The 16,102-nt window shown below is 52.6% G+C and carries 15 protein-coding genes and 1 pseudogene; 4 read left to right on the forward strand and 12 right to left on the reverse strand.

What is annotated here, in order from left to right; translation table 11 throughout:
* Positions 1-133 precede the first annotated feature (133 nt).
* Genes EL628_RS23835 through EL628_RS23845 form a run of 3 tightly spaced genes read right to left on the reverse strand, consistent with a single transcriptional unit; the run spans position 134 to position 2,047 of the window.
* The gene (locus tag EL628_RS23835; protein ID WP_161975721.1) at positions 134-871 is read right to left on the reverse strand and encodes a YhfC family intramembrane metalloprotease; all 738 of its coding nucleotides are present in this window, start codon (positions 869-871) and stop codon (positions 134-136) included.
* A 5-nt stretch (positions 872-876) separates the two neighbouring features.
* Entirely contained in the window at positions 877-1,458 is a 582-nt protein-coding gene (locus tag EL628_RS23840; RefSeq protein ID WP_161975722.1) for a helix-turn-helix domain-containing protein, read from the reverse strand.
* 37 nt (positions 1,459-1,495) lie between these two features.
* A complete protein-coding gene (locus EL628_RS23845; RefSeq protein ID WP_126582514.1) occupies positions 1,496-2,047 on the reverse strand; it encodes a hypothetical protein in 552 nt (183 codons plus the stop codon).
* A 227-nt stretch (positions 2,048-2,274) separates the two neighbouring features.
* Between EL628_RS23845 and EL628_RS23850 the strand changes: the two genes are divergently transcribed.
* The 3 genes from EL628_RS23850 (at position 2,275) to EL628_RS23860 (ending at position 3,691) form a co-directional block, all read left to right on the forward strand.
* Positions 2,275-2,568: a hypothetical protein gene (locus EL628_RS23850; RefSeq protein WP_174719975.1), complete on the forward strand. Its 294-nt coding sequence runs from the start codon at positions 2,275-2,277 to the stop codon at positions 2,566-2,568.
* Positions 2,569-2,804: 236 nt separating this feature from the next.
* Complete coding sequence (locus EL628_RS30165; protein WP_126582515.1) at positions 2,805-3,032, forward strand: nucleotidyltransferase domain-containing protein; 228 nt, start codon at positions 2,805-2,807, stop codon at positions 3,030-3,032.
* 86 nt (positions 3,033-3,118) lie between these two features.
* Positions 3,119-3,691: a hypothetical protein gene (locus tag EL628_RS23860; protein WP_126582516.1), complete on the forward strand. Its 573-nt coding sequence runs from the start codon at positions 3,119-3,121 to the stop codon at positions 3,689-3,691.
* A gap of 227 nt (positions 3,692-3,918) precedes the next feature.
* Here the strand turns inward: EL628_RS23860 and EL628_RS23865 are convergent, their stop codons facing one another.
* From EL628_RS23865 to EL628_RS23900, 9 genes and pseudogenes are all read right to left on the reverse strand, one after another.
* Positions 3,919-4,749, reverse strand: a complete 831-nt coding sequence (locus tag EL628_RS23865; protein WP_161975723.1) for a HEAT repeat domain-containing protein — start codon at positions 4,747-4,749, stop codon at positions 3,919-3,921.
* A gap of 339 nt (positions 4,750-5,088) precedes the next feature.
* On the reverse strand, positions 5,089-5,460 hold the full coding sequence (locus tag EL628_RS23870; RefSeq protein WP_126582518.1) for a VOC family protein: 372 nt from the start codon (positions 5,458-5,460) through the stop codon (positions 5,089-5,091).
* A 188-nt stretch (positions 5,461-5,648) separates the two neighbouring features.
* Positions 5,649-6,374, reverse strand: a complete 726-nt coding sequence (locus EL628_RS30625; RefSeq protein WP_245994398.1) for a group II truncated hemoglobin — start codon at positions 6,372-6,374, stop codon at positions 5,649-5,651.
* Positions 6,375-6,512: 138 nt separating this feature from the next.
* A complete protein-coding gene (locus EL628_RS23880; RefSeq protein WP_126583598.1) occupies positions 6,513-6,866 on the reverse strand; it encodes a DoxX family protein in 354 nt (117 codons plus the stop codon).
* A 142-nt stretch (positions 6,867-7,008) separates the two neighbouring features.
* Entirely contained in the window at positions 7,009-7,302 is a 294-nt protein-coding gene (locus tag EL628_RS23885) for a YciI family protein (RefSeq protein ID WP_126582520.1), read from the reverse strand.
* A 112-nt stretch (positions 7,303-7,414) separates the two neighbouring features.
* Entirely contained in the window at positions 7,415-7,870 is a 456-nt protein-coding gene (locus tag EL628_RS31090; protein WP_126583599.1) for a carboxymuconolactone decarboxylase family protein, read from the reverse strand.
* A gap of 123 nt (positions 7,871-7,993) precedes the next feature.
* Positions 7,994-8,167, reverse strand: a pseudogene (locus EL628_RS31250) (DUF8691 family protein); the annotation flags it as partial.
* A 213-nt stretch (positions 8,168-8,380) separates the two neighbouring features.
* Positions 8,381-11,620, reverse strand: coding sequence for a winged helix-turn-helix domain-containing protein (locus EL628_RS23895; protein ID WP_126582521.1), 3,240 nt, complete (start codon positions 11,618-11,620; stop codon positions 8,381-8,383).
* Between the two features lie 201 nt (positions 11,621-11,821).
* On the reverse strand, positions 11,822-14,884 hold the full coding sequence (locus EL628_RS23900; RefSeq protein ID WP_126582522.1) for a tetratricopeptide repeat protein: 3,063 nt from the start codon (positions 14,882-14,884) through the stop codon (positions 11,822-11,824).
* A gap of 330 nt (positions 14,885-15,214) precedes the next feature.
* On the opposite strand from EL628_RS23900, the gene EL628_RS23905 reads away from it, so the two are divergent.
* Positions 15,215-15,970 (forward strand): SDR family oxidoreductase, encoded by a 756-nt coding sequence (locus tag EL628_RS23905; protein WP_126582523.1) that lies wholly within the window; start codon positions 15,215-15,217, stop codon positions 15,968-15,970.
* Positions 15,971-16,102 lie beyond the last annotated feature (132 nt).

The following is a 16,102-nucleotide window of genomic DNA, read 5'->3' on the forward strand; positions in this document are numbered from 1 at the left end:
GAATTGATCCCTGACACCTTCTCAATTCATTGTCCCCCAGATAGACCGCAGTCGCGTCCGCTGAGCTTGCCCACCCACCTCGCTTCCTCTTCCTGGCTCATGGCCTCTTCTGTGAGAATCAGACCAGTAGTTGTTAGATGCGACCGAAGATTGCCAGTCCGGCGACAAAGATCAGGGCGCTAATGATGAAGAGGATGATTTCACCCAGCACAACGTTTTTGCGTGTGAGAGCGACGATCATGGCATTGATACCACTGTGTGTTGGTATCGTGAGCAATACCAACCAGGGGAGCCAGGCGAGCATAAGGGTAAAGCTAATGTGCAAAAAGCTGGCTGAGAGCCGCTCTAGCATTCCTAGAGGAGCATTTGGCTGGATGTTGCCCTGCCCCGTTTCTGCCAGCGCCGTTTTTGCTTGCCGTGCTTTCTCATCATCGCGCGACAGGAGGGCCACCGTCAAAATACTCTGCACGATGGCACACCATGCCTCAATGGCTGCCCAGCCCAGGCCGATAGAGAGCGCAATTGGAAACATCCGACCAAGTAGCAGCAGAGCAAGCAGACGCACAACCTCTTCGCATGGCCCTGAAGCAAGCAGGATGACTCGTGGTATAGTTGTGTTCTTGTGAGCAAGCTGTTTTGTCAGCAGTACTATAGGTAGGCGTAGTGATAACGCAATGATCCAACCCAATGCGCCAGCCCCTACAGCCAGCCAGTTGAGTGCTGTGCCCGTCAAAATGAATGCCAGAAACAAGGCGACTATCACAACGACAATCCCGACACACGTCAGAAAGACGTTGCGCTTATATGTAGGGGTAATGGTGAAACCACTGGTATCTACGTTGTTATTGCTGTATGAAGGTGAAACTTCCATGTTTATCATTCCTCCGGTGTTACATGTTGACCTGATTCTTCTTTATCTTGGAGAAGAGACGTATCTGTTTGATGATCAGTAATAATGACTCTGCTAAAGAGACGTCGTTTGTGTTCTTCGTCTGGCTGTTTTGTCAGCCAGGGCAGTAGAAAATTGTGTAGCTGTTGTATGAAAAGAGGCATTTCTTCATCGCTGATATAGAGCGGCGTCTGGCGATAGCCTACATCTTGATAATTCGGGTCATGTGGCCCTTCAAGGTAACGTGCCATATCGCCGAGCATGTTTATGGCGAATATCTGAAAATACTTCATCATCTGTTCAGGTGCGATCTGTGAGAGATCTTCTGGCCTCAACACAGCTCCCTCTGCTGGCAAGGTGTATGTTCTTTCATATGTCCCGCGCTTCTTCTGCTCTTTGACAATCTCGATCAATCCTGCTTTCAGAAGAAGGTTTAGATGATTGTAGAGCGTTGGAGTGGCAACCTCTGGTAACTCCTGACCAAGCTGTTGCGCTGTTTGTACTCCACGACTGATTGCCGCCACAATTTTTATTCTTACAGGGTGCATCAGCACTTCAGCTTTATCCATCGCCCCTCCTTTCATTATTATAAAAAAATAGAATAATCTATAAATTAATAATAATCTCTAAACTAGAAAAAGTCAACGGTTGATGGCACGTAAATGGGGCTATTGTAAAAGTTTGCTGAGGCAGGTAGCTATCTTCTCCCTGCCGATACCAGGGCACTTCGCGAATATCCCCATAGACGAGATTGAACTGCTCTCCCTCTCGGCTCGCGGCCAACAAGAGGCCATGGATCACCTGTTGCTTGACGAGACGCCCTGCCTGCCCGATGTCGCTGGGGAGATCGCGCCGCAATCTCTCCTCGTAGAGACCAGGATAGGTAAACTGACTGAACCCGCGATACTGTTGAAGAAACAATTTTTGCATGGGATATCCTTTCTGTGTGTTCGCCAACAGAGCGAACAGATCGTCTGTCAACGTTTCAGCGCGGATGCTAGAAACCAGTGGCTGCTCTTTTCTCAGGTCGATGATATGTTCAGGCTTCCTGCTCCTTTCAATGACCAAAAATAAAAAGCGCGGGAACCGAATTTTCGTTTTTTCGGTTCCCGCGCCTGGGATACTGTGCTTTTTTTGTTGTTGGTCAGCCCTGTTCATGAGGAACCCATCCTCCTGCGAACATAGGCAAACGCTGTTGTTGTTTTTCTGGTTTCATATCAACCTCGCTCTCGTGAAAGCATACGATTTACCCGTCGTATTGTCAAGAGAATTGGAGTGAGCCCTCAGGACAATCACTTTTAAGCTCAATCAAGAGTGTCTGGAAGATTGGCCCACGTGGTGTCAAGCTCTCCGGGGGACAGATACAGCGTGCTGCGGCAGCGCGGATGTTTGCGTGGAATACAGACCTGATCGTCGTTGATGATCTCTCCAGTGCCCTCGACGTTGAGATAGAACAAACGTTGTGGGAGGAGGAGCGCATTGCGCAATTGCGCCACGTCTCCTGCTTGGCCGTCTCGCACCGTCGCGCCGCCTTGCAGCGGGCGGATCATATTATCGTCTTGCAGGATGGCCGGGTTGAGGCCCAGGGAACGTTGGCCGAACTGCTCTCCACGTCGCCGGAGATATGCGCCGTCTTTGGGTGTACAGCCAGCAAGAGGAGCAAAAGTGGACACCGATGATGATGCAAGCTTTCAGTTTAAGTTTGATCTTTCCCATCATAGCCCAAAGACAGCGTGTGTCTAGCAAACTGCCGTTGGGTGACATAACTGCTTCGCTATAAGGAGGATTTGTTTCTTTACCTGGAATAAGAGTACTATGGTAAAATAGTATCTGAACAAGTGAACGTATGTCAAGGCTTCCGCAGAGGACAGGGGCGATGCATTTTTTTGCGAACCCCTGGCAGAGATGAAAAAACATGGTACCAGAGAAGAAAGGCTTCAATCTAATGACGCTGCCCAATTGGGTCTCCCCTTCAGTTCGCATGCACATTCAGATGCTCAGTGAGCACCTCCAAACGCTTCTCAATGACAATTTAATTGGAGTCTATCTTCATGGCTCATTAGCAATGAATTGCTTCAACCCTCAACACAATGACCTCGATCTCCTGGTGCTTAATCAGCATCAGATATTTTTTTATTTTTAATGGGTGTAGGCGTTCTTCATATTGTAATGATATTTTCCGATGATGGTGGTACCGCCGCTTTTTTTTCAGTATAAGGAGCGACATAGGTGCAAAAACAGCAAAAAACACAAAAATTCGTGCTTCAACAGACTGAAGAAGGATGGACAATCACCAAACGGCCCTTTGATGAGCACGTTGAATGGCCACTCCGTATCATCCGTGTCAGTGGCGGGTATATAACGGTTCCGCAGGGCAAACGCTTGAATGACCTTGCATCGATATCCACTCTTCTTTTGCGAATAAAATTGGCCGGATTGATATGCGGGTTATTAACTGGTATAGCCACTATCATAGCCGCACTTAGCGGCTATGAGTTTTGGGCATTGCTGGGATCGTGTTTTACTGCCGCCTCTGCTGTCTACGTGGGTTTCATGGGCCCCTGGAGTGTTCGAAGGCAGCTACGCGCATCAAGGGTTCTGGTCGTTCCAAAAAATCTCATGGCAAGGCATGTTTATAGAACGTGCAAAGATTTAGATATAGAGCTGCCTATTGCCCTATTCCTCTACAATCCTGCGGCTAGTCGGCGCTTAGTTGAGCTGTATAAAAGAGAAGGGTTCACCGCAGCGGTCAAAAATTTGCTTGAGGACCTGATTCGCAGCGCTCCTGCTAATGGGCAGTAGTTTCAGTATATCAAAATCTGAGATGGTACGAAGCCTTCGCCAGCCTAGTGTAAAAAGACGCTTTTCTGTGCCGGATCTTTCTGTTTCAGGGTAACCCTATGTATATAGTGGTGAGGGGGTGAACCGACCAGAAAGAAGCGTCGCTCAACTGGTTGATCGTTGGGTGTCGCAGCTGGTGCTTCAAGACCCGTTAATGATGGTGAATAAATGCCATGATCCTTAGTTGATCAAGAAATGTCAAAATACGATGGCAACATCTGTGTGATGCGTTCAATATCCGAATGGAGGGAAGGTTCTTTATGGAGGATGTCTTGTAGCGTAGAATGAATCCCTTCTTGATCTGTTGTGAGATCAAATAGTGAGCTCTTTTCTACCAGATCAGAAAGGATCATAAGCACATTGCTCATGAACTCATAATCATTTGTTTCTGAAAGTAATGCGAGTAGAGCATAGAGATGAGATTGGTGCCCCAATCGATAGCTAAGAGAGGATAGCTCGGCTTTGATCAGCGGATCTTTCTTCTCATCAAGCAGGGCACTGGTCACAAATGGTGCAATTTTGGGATCGTGTAAAAATTGACCAAGGGCTTGTATAGCAGAGCGCTGAACCTCTAATTCAGAATCGGAGGAGGCATGCAGAAGCGCTGGAATACTACCAGGATCTCCCAGACGTCCAAGTGCTTCAGCTGCGGAAGAACGTACGAACCAGAATGGATCTGCCTTAAGGAGGTTTTGTAATGGTCCAGTAGCAACTTCATACTGTAGAAAACCAAGCGTCTCGGCAGCGTTATTTCGCACCTTCTCGTCTCCATCAGTGAGAGCAGCAAGGAGTGGAGGCCCAACAGTCGGCAGTAGAGATGATTGATGCCCGAGAGATCTGAGTAAGAAGGCAGCTTCGGCACGCACATCTTTGTCTGGATCTGTGGAGAGGAGATGTAACAAAAGAGGAGCGATCTCAGAATATTCAAGCTCGTTTAATGTATACAGTGCTTCGATGCGAGTAGATGAATCTTCTGACTTTGTCGCTTGAATATACTTTTTTTCCTCTGGATTATTCACGGGTAGACAGTCCTTTACTCCTGGCAGAACGAGATAATACAAACTGCTGACTTTTATTATTTCCCTTTTTTACTACTGTTTTTCCCTGTATTATCTTTACCATTGTTATTCTTTTCCCGTTGTCCACGTTCTAATTTCTTCAACCCTTGCGAGCAACTCTCCTTAGCTCGTGTCTTAATAATTCTGCCATGCCTGCTCGTCCTTGTTTGAGATGTGCGCCGTAGTGAGCCGCTCGATGGCGCACATCTGGACTCGCCAGCCTTCCTTCTCCACACGCATCCCAGTTTCGTCTTAATGCAAGACCTGTGCCTTGCGGATCGTTGCCTGATCCTCCCTCAACTAAGCCTGAACCACCAGCCAACGGTTGCCATCGGGATCAGTGATCTCAAACCACTTGACGCCAGAGCCTGGGCCATAGAGATCATCCTTCACTTCGTTGACACTGGCCCCCTTTGTTTGAAGCTCGTTGTATGCCGCTTCAAGATCCGAAGTTGTAAGATAGAGCTTCATCGTCCCAGGCTGCATGTTTTCATGCATGGTGGTTAGATTGAGCGAGGCGCCTCCTCCGGGGAGCTCAAGAGAGACCCAATGCTGATCGCCCTGCCCGAAGTCTTTGATCACACGGAAGCCTAACTGCTCCGCATAGAATGCTTTTGCTTGTGCCATCTCGGTGACCGCTATCGTAAACATCGAAATTTTCTCATTTGCCATGAGTATTATCTGCCTTTCCTCTATCGTAACAGAATATGTTTTGTGTTCTTCTTATTAGACTGGAGCCAGCGCGTTTTCGTTCGCGTATCGTCGCATGTTTATGCTTCACTTCTCTGACGCGCACAGTATGCAGAAATGTGACTGACTTCCGGCTCATCTGCGTTCGCCGCTCGGAACCTGCCTCCAGGTTAGCGAGCCATACCAGAGGTCATCCAGCGTTGGAAGAGTTCTACTTGTTCGTGTGGCCAGGTACCATCACAGGGCATCGACCCTTGCTGGAGCCGGTGGAAAATGCCCTGCGCGTGCCTGGTCACATCTTCGTAGGACCAGAGATCAAAAGCCCATTGCATGGATTGGCGATCCTTCGCGCGGAAGAGGGGTTGAATATGCTGCGTGAAGGTAATTGGTTCGTTTGACCTCTTCTGTCCTTTTGTTTCTTGTGAGGAACCTGTGGGTTCCGGCAAGGCTTCCCCCCAATCCCAGTGTGGGACAGGCTGATGCAGCGGTGGATTTGCTCCGGGGGCCGAGTAGGTGACCGCCAGATGCGTTCCCCACTCAATATAGGAGACAAATGCCGCGCGAAATGCGTGATCTGTTGGCAATCCGGCGTCATCAGCTGCCTGACAGATGAGACTGGCCCAGCGTGCCCGCTGCTCCTCACTCAAACCTTTGTCGAGATGACGGGAGATCATATGTGCATGACCACCATAGCGCTCTGTATATGCCTCTGGCCCACCGAATACCTCACCAAGCCAGGTGGCGACGCGTTCCGGGTGGTCAGGTGCCATCCCTGCAAACAGCGGAGCCAGCAGTTCATCCTGAGGAACATACTTCTCGTAGAAGATGTGGGTCAAACGTATGAGTGCTGGTAATCCTCCCATCCACTCATAGAGAGTTGGTTTCTGATTTTCCATAATCATTGAATATCCTTTCAAGAAGTGTGCATCTCCAAGACGGCCTGGCAGGCTCAGACAAGAAATTCTCCGAGTGCTTTGGCATGAGAGAGGTTGAGATCAGGCCGCACCGCACCTGCTGACCCGCCAATTGCCTGTTTATGCCCGTTTCAGGATACTGCCGAAACTCTCGGTCAGCTTCCCAAGGGTGCGACTTTGGGGTCGAAGCGCCCAGGAAGCGACCACGATCAGAAGGACTGAGCCAGTATAAATGAGATGAAATTTGCTATCGCCAACAATGGCGTGGGAGAGAAACGCGCCAGTCATGTTGAAGAACATACCAGCATATGCCCATTCCTTGAGCCGAAGAAAGCGCGGCATGACGATAGCTATGACCCCGAGAATCTTCCATGTCCCGATGATATTCAGGAGGAAGAGTGGATATCCAAGGACCGTGTGTGTTTCCACGGTTCCAAACTGCTGTGTCAACTCTCCTATAGCGCCTGAGAGCATCACAAACACAAGAGCCGCAGTGACCGTCCAATAGGCTATCGCTTTTGTTTTTCTGAGAGTTATTGATCCTGTCTGTTCCGATACTGTCTGTTCCACGTTGTTGTTCTCCTCCTGATGTGAGAATGTATGGTTGTCTAAAGTATTATTTTAAGGTAAAAATCTCCACCGTGTATTCATCACCAAGAGAGAGATAGGGGTGGCTCTGCACCAGGCGCAGGGCTTCCTCCCTCTCTTCCGCTTGAATGATACTGTAGCCATTCATGGGAGTCGCGCGCTCATCGGTTGAGCCATCCCCATTGAGAGCGCATCCCTGTTTTATGGCCGATCCCACGTCAATCAGGTGCTCTCCTAGCCCGGTAAACCATTGTCGCCATCCGTCGTGTGAGGCATCTGGCGATGTAGCTGGCCCTTTATAGAGCAACAGAAACTTGTTCATAGTCTTCTTCCTTTCTGGTATGAATCTCTGTGTGTCAGCATATTCGGCTGGTCAGTTGACGTTCACCCGGATGTTGCAAGGATGCACGCCAACTGGCCAGTTTCTGATCAGCTTACCAACCCTGGCCCGCCATCTGCCTGGTTGTGGCGTTCAGGCGATTAAAGAGGTTGGTCGTAGCAATCATGAGAATAATCGCCGCCAACCCCTTTTCATCGTAGTGCCGGGTGGCCTCTTCCCAGATCTCATCGGGGACCGCGTCAGCCTTATCGGCCAGACGTGTGGCTGCCTCGGTGAGCGCGAGCGCAGCACGCTCCGCATCGGTGAAGTAGGGCGTCTCTCTCCAGGCAACCACGGCAAAGAGCCGCTCGTCTGTTTCTCCAGCCTTCCTGGCGCTACGCGTGCCATAGTCCACACAGTAGCTACAGCCATTAATCTGGCTTGCGCGTAAATGGACCAGTTCAAGCGTCTTCTGTGGCACACCGCCCTGTCGAGTAGCCTTGAGCAGCGCCTGGATGGGTTGTAGAACCTCAGGAAAGATGGTTGCCGGATTGCTCATTCGTGCTTGCATGATGAATAGTTCTCCTTCAGGTGTTTTCAGTTCTGTCTGTTTCGATAAAGCTGCATCGGGATGGCCTGCATCCCATCTTCGCTGTTCTTGCGCTTCGGCAGCCTCATATGTCTCAAGGGAGAGCAAGATCAAACCCAAACGGTGGATCTTGAGCAGCACCCCAAAGAGGGCCGCCTGATCAGGCAAGGGACCGGCAAGACTCGTAGTTCCAACTGGCTCATGGACCATCGTAAGTCCAGCTAACCAGTCCTTCCAGAAAGGATCAAGGTATCCTTTGATCCGAATGTGATAGTGCATCAGCCGCTTCTCCCTGTGTGGTTCTCTCCACACACATAAGGATAGCGCACAGACAGCCTGGAGACAGTCGTCAAAAGTCTACCGCAGGGAGAATATTGCGAAGGGAAAGAGCAGTGTGTTGGGGTTCTCCGTTGGGGAGGAAAATCGAAGTCGATGCCGCCCGCCACCACCAGGGAACCTGCTGTCGAAGTTCCAGGTGGTGGTGGAAGCTGTTTAGAGGAGAGAGGCAGCGCGTGCCTGGGCAATCGCCTGAGTGCGGCTCTCTGCTCCCAGTTTCGCAAGCAGACTGCTGACATGTTTCTTAACGGTGGAAAGCTGGATCACGAGCGCGTTCGCAATCTGCTGGTTGGAGGCACCCTCTGAAAGCCACCGCAAAACCTCCAGTTCACGCTCGGTCAGCGGCTCGATGATCTGTAGTGAGGCAGCTACAGCGCGTTCTGGAACAGGCACAGCTTGAGCTGTTTGGATTGGAAGGGCATGAGGCGCGCGCGTTGACTGTTCCTCCTGTTCAAAGGCAGCCAGCAGGCGTAAGATGTAGGATCGAGAAACGGCCACCGTCGCTCCATCGCGTTCATCCTCCTCCGGCTCCACGTCCAGCAACGCCACCAGGGTCTGGCGCATCGGTCTCCCTTCATCGAGATAGACACGCAGATGGCCTTCCGGTTCTGTGAGCGCAAACAGGCGTGCCGCGACGCACATTGCTTGCGCACTCTTGCCCGCGTGATGCAAGGCGAGCAGGTGTAAGGCGAGAAACTCGATGACTGTGTCAACAGAACCTTCTCGATCAAGGTGGTGGCTGAAGCGCGAGAGCATCTCGCCCGCCTGCTCGTAGTGCTGTTGGGCCACAAGTACCCGCACCAGCATCAGCAGTTCCCAGCGACGTAAAGGATTCCAGGCATCGGGGGAGAAGGTGGTTTGCGCCGCCCATGCTGCTGCCTCCGCCAGCTTCCCTTGCGCCAGCCACAATTTGACGCGCAGAACTGTGACCCAGGGGGCATGATAGGCCAGCCCACCTTGCTCAAGCAGGGTTTTAAGCTGGTGCAGAGCTTCTTCTGCCGTTGCCAGATCTCCTCTTGCCAGCCCAAGCTGAGCTGAAAAAATCTCAGTAACAGCCAGGAGCTGCATGTGTTGCCAGTTTTGCGCAAGACGTCGCAAACGCTGGAGCCAGTCGGGGGCCTCTTCCAGTCGATTCCAGGCGTAGGAGATCACAAACAGGCAATAATACAGATAGCCTTCCCAGGGAGTATGCGCACCAATCTGTTCAGCCAGGGCGAGGGCTTCCAGGCATTCCTGCTGTGCCTGATGTAATTGGATGGCGTAGGTCGATCGGATTTGAGCTGACCAGCTTAAGACGCGGGTCGCCATCAAGAGATCTCTTTCTTCCAACAACTGGTGCTTTGCCGCGCTGAGCCGGGGAAGCAGGGGAACCCCATATTCCTGGTACATGGTGGTCAGCCAGAAGGTAAGGTAGAGCGGGATGATGTTACAATGGGTATCCTCATCTGGAGGAAGCGCATCAAGTTCACGAATCAGGTTCCGCAAGCGCCCGGCATCGTTCTGCCTGAGGATGCCTCTAAGCTCGATCAAGGCTCGCAACTGGAACAGACGCTGCTCGATCCATACCGCCTCGGCTTTAGAGATCTCGCGGTATGGTTGTTCCTGCTGCAGCCGTGTATGGGGAGAAGGAAGGAGCGCTTTGAGGCGTGTAAAGGTGTGCTCTACCTGGGCAGCTATGCCCACATAGATCTCCTGGCTACTCAAATTTATCGCGTCGAAGAAGCGAAATGCGGCACCAAGAGCCAGGTATAAGTGTTCACGCAGCACAGCGTCTGGCAGCGAGAAGACCCAGCTATGCAGCGTTTTTGTTTCTCCACGAGACCAGAACGATCCCGAAGCTCTCTCCATCAAGGCGGCGGCATAGACGTGGTCTGAGGCAGCCAGCGCGTGGGTAATAGCCTCGCGCCACTCGCTTCGAGCCTCATAGAATCTGGCGGCACGCCCGTGCAAGAGCGGCACCAGTTGGGGATGGCTGGAGTGGAGACGAACGAGCAGAGCCTCTCGAAAGAGATCATGATAGCGGTACCACTGGCGCTGCTCGTCGAGCGGGACGAGAAAGAGGTTGGCCTGCTCCAACGCCTGTAATCGCTGCTGGCTTTCAGACTCGCCTGGAGCTTCGGTAATGGCCTGGCAGAGAGCCGCATTCATGCGAGGGACAATCGCTGTCTGCAGCAAAAAGCTTTGGAGGGACTCAGACAGCGGCGCAAGAATGTCCTGCTGCACATAATCCAGCAAATGCCGATGGGTACCAGCAAAGTTTTTCACAAAAGCAGCGTGATCTGACCGTTTGCGCAGAGAGAGCGCGGCCAGATGCAGCCCGGCGATCCAACCCTCCGTTCGCTGGGAAAGGGTGCTCACGTCGTCTTCCGAGAGAGGCAGGCTCATCGCATTACGCAGAAAGCTGGCAGCCTCAGGCTTGCTAAAGCGCAAATCCTGGTCGCGAATCTCCAGGAGTTGTCCACGCACGCGTAAGCGCGAGAGCGGAAGATCAGGGTCGGTGCGGCTGATCAAGACCAGGTGCAGGCTCGTGGGCAGGTGCTCGATCAGAAAGAGCATGGAATCAATGATGGCCTGGTCAGTGATCACATGGTAGTCATCCAGAAGCAGGATGAGATCTTGTGCGTTCTGTTCCACTTCCTGAAGCAAGGCTGCAAGACAGATTGAGAGCGGCAGAGATTGGGGTGAGTGCAGCAGGGTGAGCGCCGTCTCTCCTAAAGCGGGACGGCATCTGCGCAGGGCTGCAATGACCAGGTCCCAGAAGTGGATCGGGTCATCGTCCAGCTCCTCAAGAGAGAGCCAGGCCAACGCGTGATCGCTTGCTTGTGTCCTCCCGCCGCGTTCCTGTTCCTTCTTTGACGCTGCCCATGCCGAGAGCAAGGTGGTCTTGCCACTCCCGGCAGAGGCTGAGATGAGTGTCAACGGGTGAGTGCTGATGAGATCCAGTTCAGTCAGCAGGCGAGCACGCTCTACGAGAAAGCTCGGTGGACGGGGGACCGAGAGCTTGCTAGAGAGGAGCAGGCCCTTCAACTCAGATGATGGCACATCTGGCCTGGGAAGAGCTGTGGCAGACACAGGTTCTCCGGCCAGGGCCTGTGCCTCCTGCTCTAAGCGAGCGAACGTGACCTGATCCGTGAGTCCGAGATAGCGTTTGCGGGTGCGCTGACCCTGCCTGTGATAGGCGTACCAGTAGCTGCTTCCACGGGGCCGGGCTTCTTTGAGGACGGAAAGTCGTCCCGCCTGCCCCACAAAAGCAAAGGCGGTGTGTATGTCCAACCAGTGAGAGAACGTGGAGTCATCGCCCTCGTGAAACCATTGAACAGCTTGTCCCTGGGTTTGGAGTTCATACCGCTGGCGGTCGTTTGACCAGATGAGCGTGTGTTGCGGCGGTTTGGGCATAGTATCCTTCCTATGATGTTGGGAATCATCTCGTTAATACCCAACAGAGGCGAGTATACCACAGAACCAGGGAAGCGAGCAAAGAGGCGGCAGGAGCCCTCAGCGAAACACAGATGAATGACGGCATTTTCTCAATCGAGAACGCATTTTTTAATAGACATCACCAATTATATGAGCAAGCGTTGAAAAAGATATTCTCGCTCATTCTGCTTCAGCAGTGATAGGAGTACTGATCCACGCGCTCACCGTTTGATGATGCACGCCCATAAGGCTCGCGATACGACGGTAACTCATACCCTGTTCCGCAAGCGCCATCGCCTCGGCTTTTCGCGCCTGATCGGCTTGTCGGATACTTGGCGCAGGAGTGAAGTACAATTGGCATGTCTGGCAGTACAACCGCTGACTCCCCGATCGATTTTTTCCGCGTTTGAGGACTCCCGTCGTTTGCTGGCACTGAGGGCACGCAGGAGTTGCGCTGACCACGGTGCTCTGCTCCGTTGATCCCTCTCTCCTGCTGGTGAAAGTCCTCTCCCTTGGAAGATCGGGTGATCCTGGTTGTGCTTCCTCCAGTTGTACTGCTTCCTGGGTGCAACCCATGTGATGCAACAGCTCGATCAACTGCTGGCGGGTCTCGATGGTCCGGGAATGCGCTCCTCCCAACGTGTGGCTTCGAGCTGCCAGAGCGCGTTTGTAGAGTGAGCAGGCTTCGTCGTTGTGACCTTGAACCTGTCGCAAGAGAGCGAACTCGTGCAAGGCTTGAGCCACTTGCGGATGAGTGGAGATAAACACCTGTTCATTGATGGCGAGAGCACGCTGAAACAACGGCTCCGCCTCGGCATATTTCCCCTGCTCCCGATAGAGCATCGCCAGGATCACCAGATCGAGAGACACATAGGGATGAAAAGCCCCCAGATGCTCTTCGTGGATATGTAGCGCCCGCAGAACGAACGCTTCCGCCTGTGTATCCTTGCCCAGTTTGAGAGAGAGCAGCGCCAGACAGGCCAATGGATCCCCTGTGTGAGAATGAAGAGGACCCAGATGCTGCTCGTAGATGGCCAGAGCACGCTGACACAACGTCTCTCCTTCCTGATAGCGCCCTTGATCCGTATATAACAATGCCAGATTGTATAGAGACATTGCCGTATAAAAATGGGAAGAGCCGAAGTGTTGTTCAACGATCTCAAAGCCACGTCGGTAAAAGGATTCTGCCTCGGCATACCTGCCTTGCTCCTGATAGAGCCCCCCCAGATAGCTCAGGGTGCTAGATGTTCTGGGATGGTGAGGATCGAGCTGCTCGCAGATGTGCAATGCTCGCTGAAACAATGGCTCCGCCTGTTCGTATTTCCCCTGATCTTGATAAAGGATCGCCAGGTGGTGCAGAGTGGCAGCAGTGTCGAGATGGTGAGGACCCAGATGCTGCTCGCGGATGTGTAACGCACGCAAGTAGAACGGTTCTGCCCTGGCGTAGTCTCTTTGAGACTCATAGAGATTCGCCAGGTGGTGCAGGCTGGCGGCGGTATCGAGATGGTGAGGACCCAGATGCTGCTCGCGGATGTGTAACGCACGCACGTAGAACGGTTCTGCCTCTATATAGTTGCCATTCCCTCGATAGAGGATCGCCAGATGGTTCAGGCTGGTCGCCGTTTGAGGATGCTCCGGACCAAAGTACTGCTCGCGGATGCCAAGGGCGTGCAGGTACAAGGACTTCGCCTGGGTATACATCGCGTGTTCCAGAAAGTAGCTGCCTGTTCGGTCAAGCAGCTCCGCCGCCTCAGGCAGCAGGAACTGATGGTGCTGAATCAACGTATCGCATGCCTCAACCTGCTCCAGGTAGCGCAGACACGTCGGCCAGGTCGCTACGTCTTTCGTATTGGCAGGAAAGAGAGAGTGCATGGCGCGCACCACCTGTTCGCCCCAGAACCGTTGCGTCTCGGCTTCCATGCGATCCATTTGCACAGCCTGTACCAGCCGGTGGATACTCAGCATCCGTTCCTCAGAGAGCCGCTTGATCAGAGAAAAGCCCAGCAAGGTTTCGAGCATCTGGTTGAAGGTGAAGCGATCCGCTATCGCCTTTTGAAGCAGAGGCGGCCAATAGGGAGCACCTTCGGTCAGCAGTTCTTCGGGGATGTGATCTGGAGCAAGAAAGGCACAGAGCTGCAACAGCTCGGCTGCTGCCGGGTTGATGCGTTGCACCTGCATAAACGAAAGGGACCAGGTGGTTGCCACCGAATCGGGATATGGTGTGATCTGCTTCCCACGCCGCGCAAGAAGCTCGGTGCGATGCTGCTGATGGATGCGAAGATATTCGTGCAGGCTGCATCCTGTCTCTTCAATATAGGCCCCCGCCTGATCTATGGCCAGAGGAAATTGTGCAAGCGCAATGACCACATTGATAGCTTCGTCTATCTCGTTAGGTGAGGAGGTCGAAAAGCTGTGGTGAGCCCGTCGTAGTAAGAGGTGGGTTCCCTCCATGACCCCCATCGTATCGACTTCGATGGAGGACGCAAGTACACCAACGGCGTGGGCCCTCGTCGTAAGGAGAATGTGTCCATTGCCCAGGCGAGGAAGATAGGGCTGCACCAGATCGAGATCGTCGGCGTTGTCAACCACAAGCAGCCAGGGCAGTTCGCGCTGTTCTAACCAGCGTAGGATGGTGGTAATGATCGTGTGTTGATTGGTCTCTTCCGGGGGTACAAGCGCTGGCAATAAACGCGCAAGCTCGACAAAGCTGGTGAGAAGCGTCTCTGAACTTCCTGCAGAAATCCACAGGATATCGTGATAGCGTCCCTGGAGGCTGGCCCGATAGGCATATTCGAGAGCGATCTGCGTCTTGCCAATCCCACCCAGGCCCTTAATCGCCTGGGTTTGGGTTAAAGCTGCCTGACGAATACCCATCGGCTTGCCTGATTGCTCACTAAAAAACAGGTGTTCCAGTTGTTGGAGCAGATCATCGCGTCCAGTAAAGTGCGGATTACGTGCATATGGTATCGTCCAAAGCGCCGTCTCCTCGGAGAAAGCACTCCCGGCTTGCTCAGTAGCTGCCGTGATGCTCTCCGCTACTGGGAAATCTTCCTCCAATCCTAACTCCTGGACACTCTTGCCAAAGAGGGTCGAGAGCTTGAGGCGGTAATAGGTGCTCGGTTGTTGGGAGCCTCGTTCCCAACGTTGGACCGTAACGACCGTAACACCTAAGTGATCGGCCAGATCTTGTTGCCTCCAGTTGCGCTCGCTACGAAGCCTCCGCAACTGCTCGTTCCTCTGCATGGCATCCCCTTCTGAGTAGCCCCTGCAAAACGAGGCGCTCGCTCACTATCCTTCCCAGGGATCAACCGGGCAAGGAAGTCATATTCTGGATAAGATACGATACTCTGGATAGTATACGATATCCTGGCCAAGCTCTGCCTTACCATTTCACTTCGGCGAAAAACGTTGGCTAGAAGATCACTAACGCTCTCTGAAAATCCGGGGACATCGCGTATGATTGCTACAGAGGAAACGCTGCTGGAGAGAAAGAACTCATCTTCTTTGGAGAACAGTCTCATCAAGCAGAAGAGGTCATAAGGTAAGGTTATCCATAGAAAGGAAATGAGTGGTATGAGCTCACTTGCAGGAAAAGTTGCGTTAGTGACCGGCGGTAATAGTGGGATTGGGCTGGCAACGGCCAGGGAATTTCACGCCAATGGAGCAAAAGTCGTTATTTCTGGACGAGACCCAGAAACTCTTGAAAGGGTCGCTCGACAATTGGGTTCTAATGTGCTGGCCGTCCATGCTGACGTGACCAGGCTCAACGATATCGATCAGTTGATGGCTCGTGCATACGAAACATTTGGCAAACTGGATGTGCTGTTTGTCAACGCGGGCATTTTCAAAGGAGCTTCCCTCGAAGAGGTGGATGAAGCTGCTTTTGACGAAATGCTGAACGCCAATTTTAAAGGGGCATATTTCACCGTCCAGAAGGCCCTCCCATTTCTCAATGAGTCGGCATCCATCATCTTCAATGGCTCGGTCAACGCCCTGACCGGGATCGCCAATAGTTCTCTTTATACCGCCAACAAAGGAGCGGTTCACGGCCTTGCGCGGGCGCTGGCAGCCGAACTGATTGGTCGTGGGATTCGCGTGAATACGATCACAATTGGCCCCACCTCTACGCAGCTCCTGACCCGCTCGGGGTCCTCGCAAGCCATCCTGGATGCTCAGGATGTTGCACGCATCAGCCGTTCGCCGGTCAAGCGCCTGGGACGCCCCGAAGAAGTGGCAAAGGTGGCTCTGTTTCTAGCTTCTGATGATTCGTCGTTTGTGGTGGGGGCAGAGATCGCAGCCGATGGAGGCTGGCTTTTAAATATTATCTGAAATCATTAGCTGGAACCTCTCTTCGCATCCAGGCAGGTGTCTCAGATGCCTGGCGGTTATTGACGATGGCGTCACCATTCTCCCAGGCGGACTCCAAGGGTTCTTTGAAGCGTTGCGTCACTCTATCTGGCT

It is taken from the genome of Tengunoibacter tsumagoiensis (genome assembly GCF_003967535.1).
Classification (GTDB): Bacteria; Chloroflexota; Ktedonobacteria; order Ktedonobacterales; family Ktedonobacteraceae; genus Tengunoibacter; species Tengunoibacter tsumagoiensis.

Bases quoted from the DNA above. Each gene is read 5' to 3' on its own strand.
- EL628_RS23895 (WP_126582521.1), bottom strand. From the start codon at position 11,620: ATGCCCAAACCGCCGCAACACACGCTCATCTGGTCAAACGACCGCCAG.
- EL628_RS23835 (WP_161975721.1), bottom strand. From the start codon at position 871: ATGGAAGTTTCACCTTCATACAGCAATAACAACGTAGATACCAGTGGT.
- EL628_RS23885 (WP_126582520.1), bottom strand. From the start codon at position 7,302: ATGAACAAGTTTCTGTTGCTCTATAAAGGGCCAGCTACATCGCCAGAT.
- EL628_RS23905 (WP_126582523.1), top strand. From the start codon at position 15,215: ATGAGCTCACTTGCAGGAAAAGTTGCGTTAGTGACCGGCGGTAATAGT.
- EL628_RS23870 (WP_126582518.1), bottom strand. From the start codon at position 5,460: ATGGCAAATGAGAAAATTTCGATGTTTACGATAGCGGTCACCGAGATG.
- EL628_RS23845 (WP_126582514.1), bottom strand. From the start codon at position 2,047: ATGAACAGGGCTGACCAACAACAAAAAAAGCACAGTATCCCAGGCGCG.
- EL628_RS23850 (WP_174719975.1), top strand. From the start codon at position 2,275: ATGTTTGCGTGGAATACAGACCTGATCGTCGTTGATGATCTCTCCAGT.
- EL628_RS23900 (WP_126582522.1), bottom strand. From the start codon at position 14,884: ATGCAGAGGAACGAGCAGTTGCGGAGGCTTCGTAGCGAGCGCAACTGG.
- EL628_RS30625 (WP_245994398.1), bottom strand. From the start codon at position 6,374: ATGGAAAATCAGAAACCAACTCTCTATGAGTGGATGGGAGGATTACCA.
- EL628_RS23840 (WP_161975722.1), bottom strand. From the start codon at position 1,458: ATGGATAAAGCTGAAGTGCTGATGCACCCTGTAAGAATAAAAATTGTG.
- EL628_RS31090 (WP_126583599.1), bottom strand. From the start codon at position 7,870: ATGCAAGCACGAATGAGCAATCCGGCAACCATCTTTCCTGAGGTTCTA.
- EL628_RS30165 (WP_126582515.1), top strand. From the start codon at position 2,805: ATGGTACCAGAGAAGAAAGGCTTCAATCTAATGACGCTGCCCAATTGG.
- EL628_RS23880 (WP_126583598.1), bottom strand. From the start codon at position 6,866: ATGCTCTCAGGCGCTATAGGAGAGTTGACACAGCAGTTTGGAACCGTG.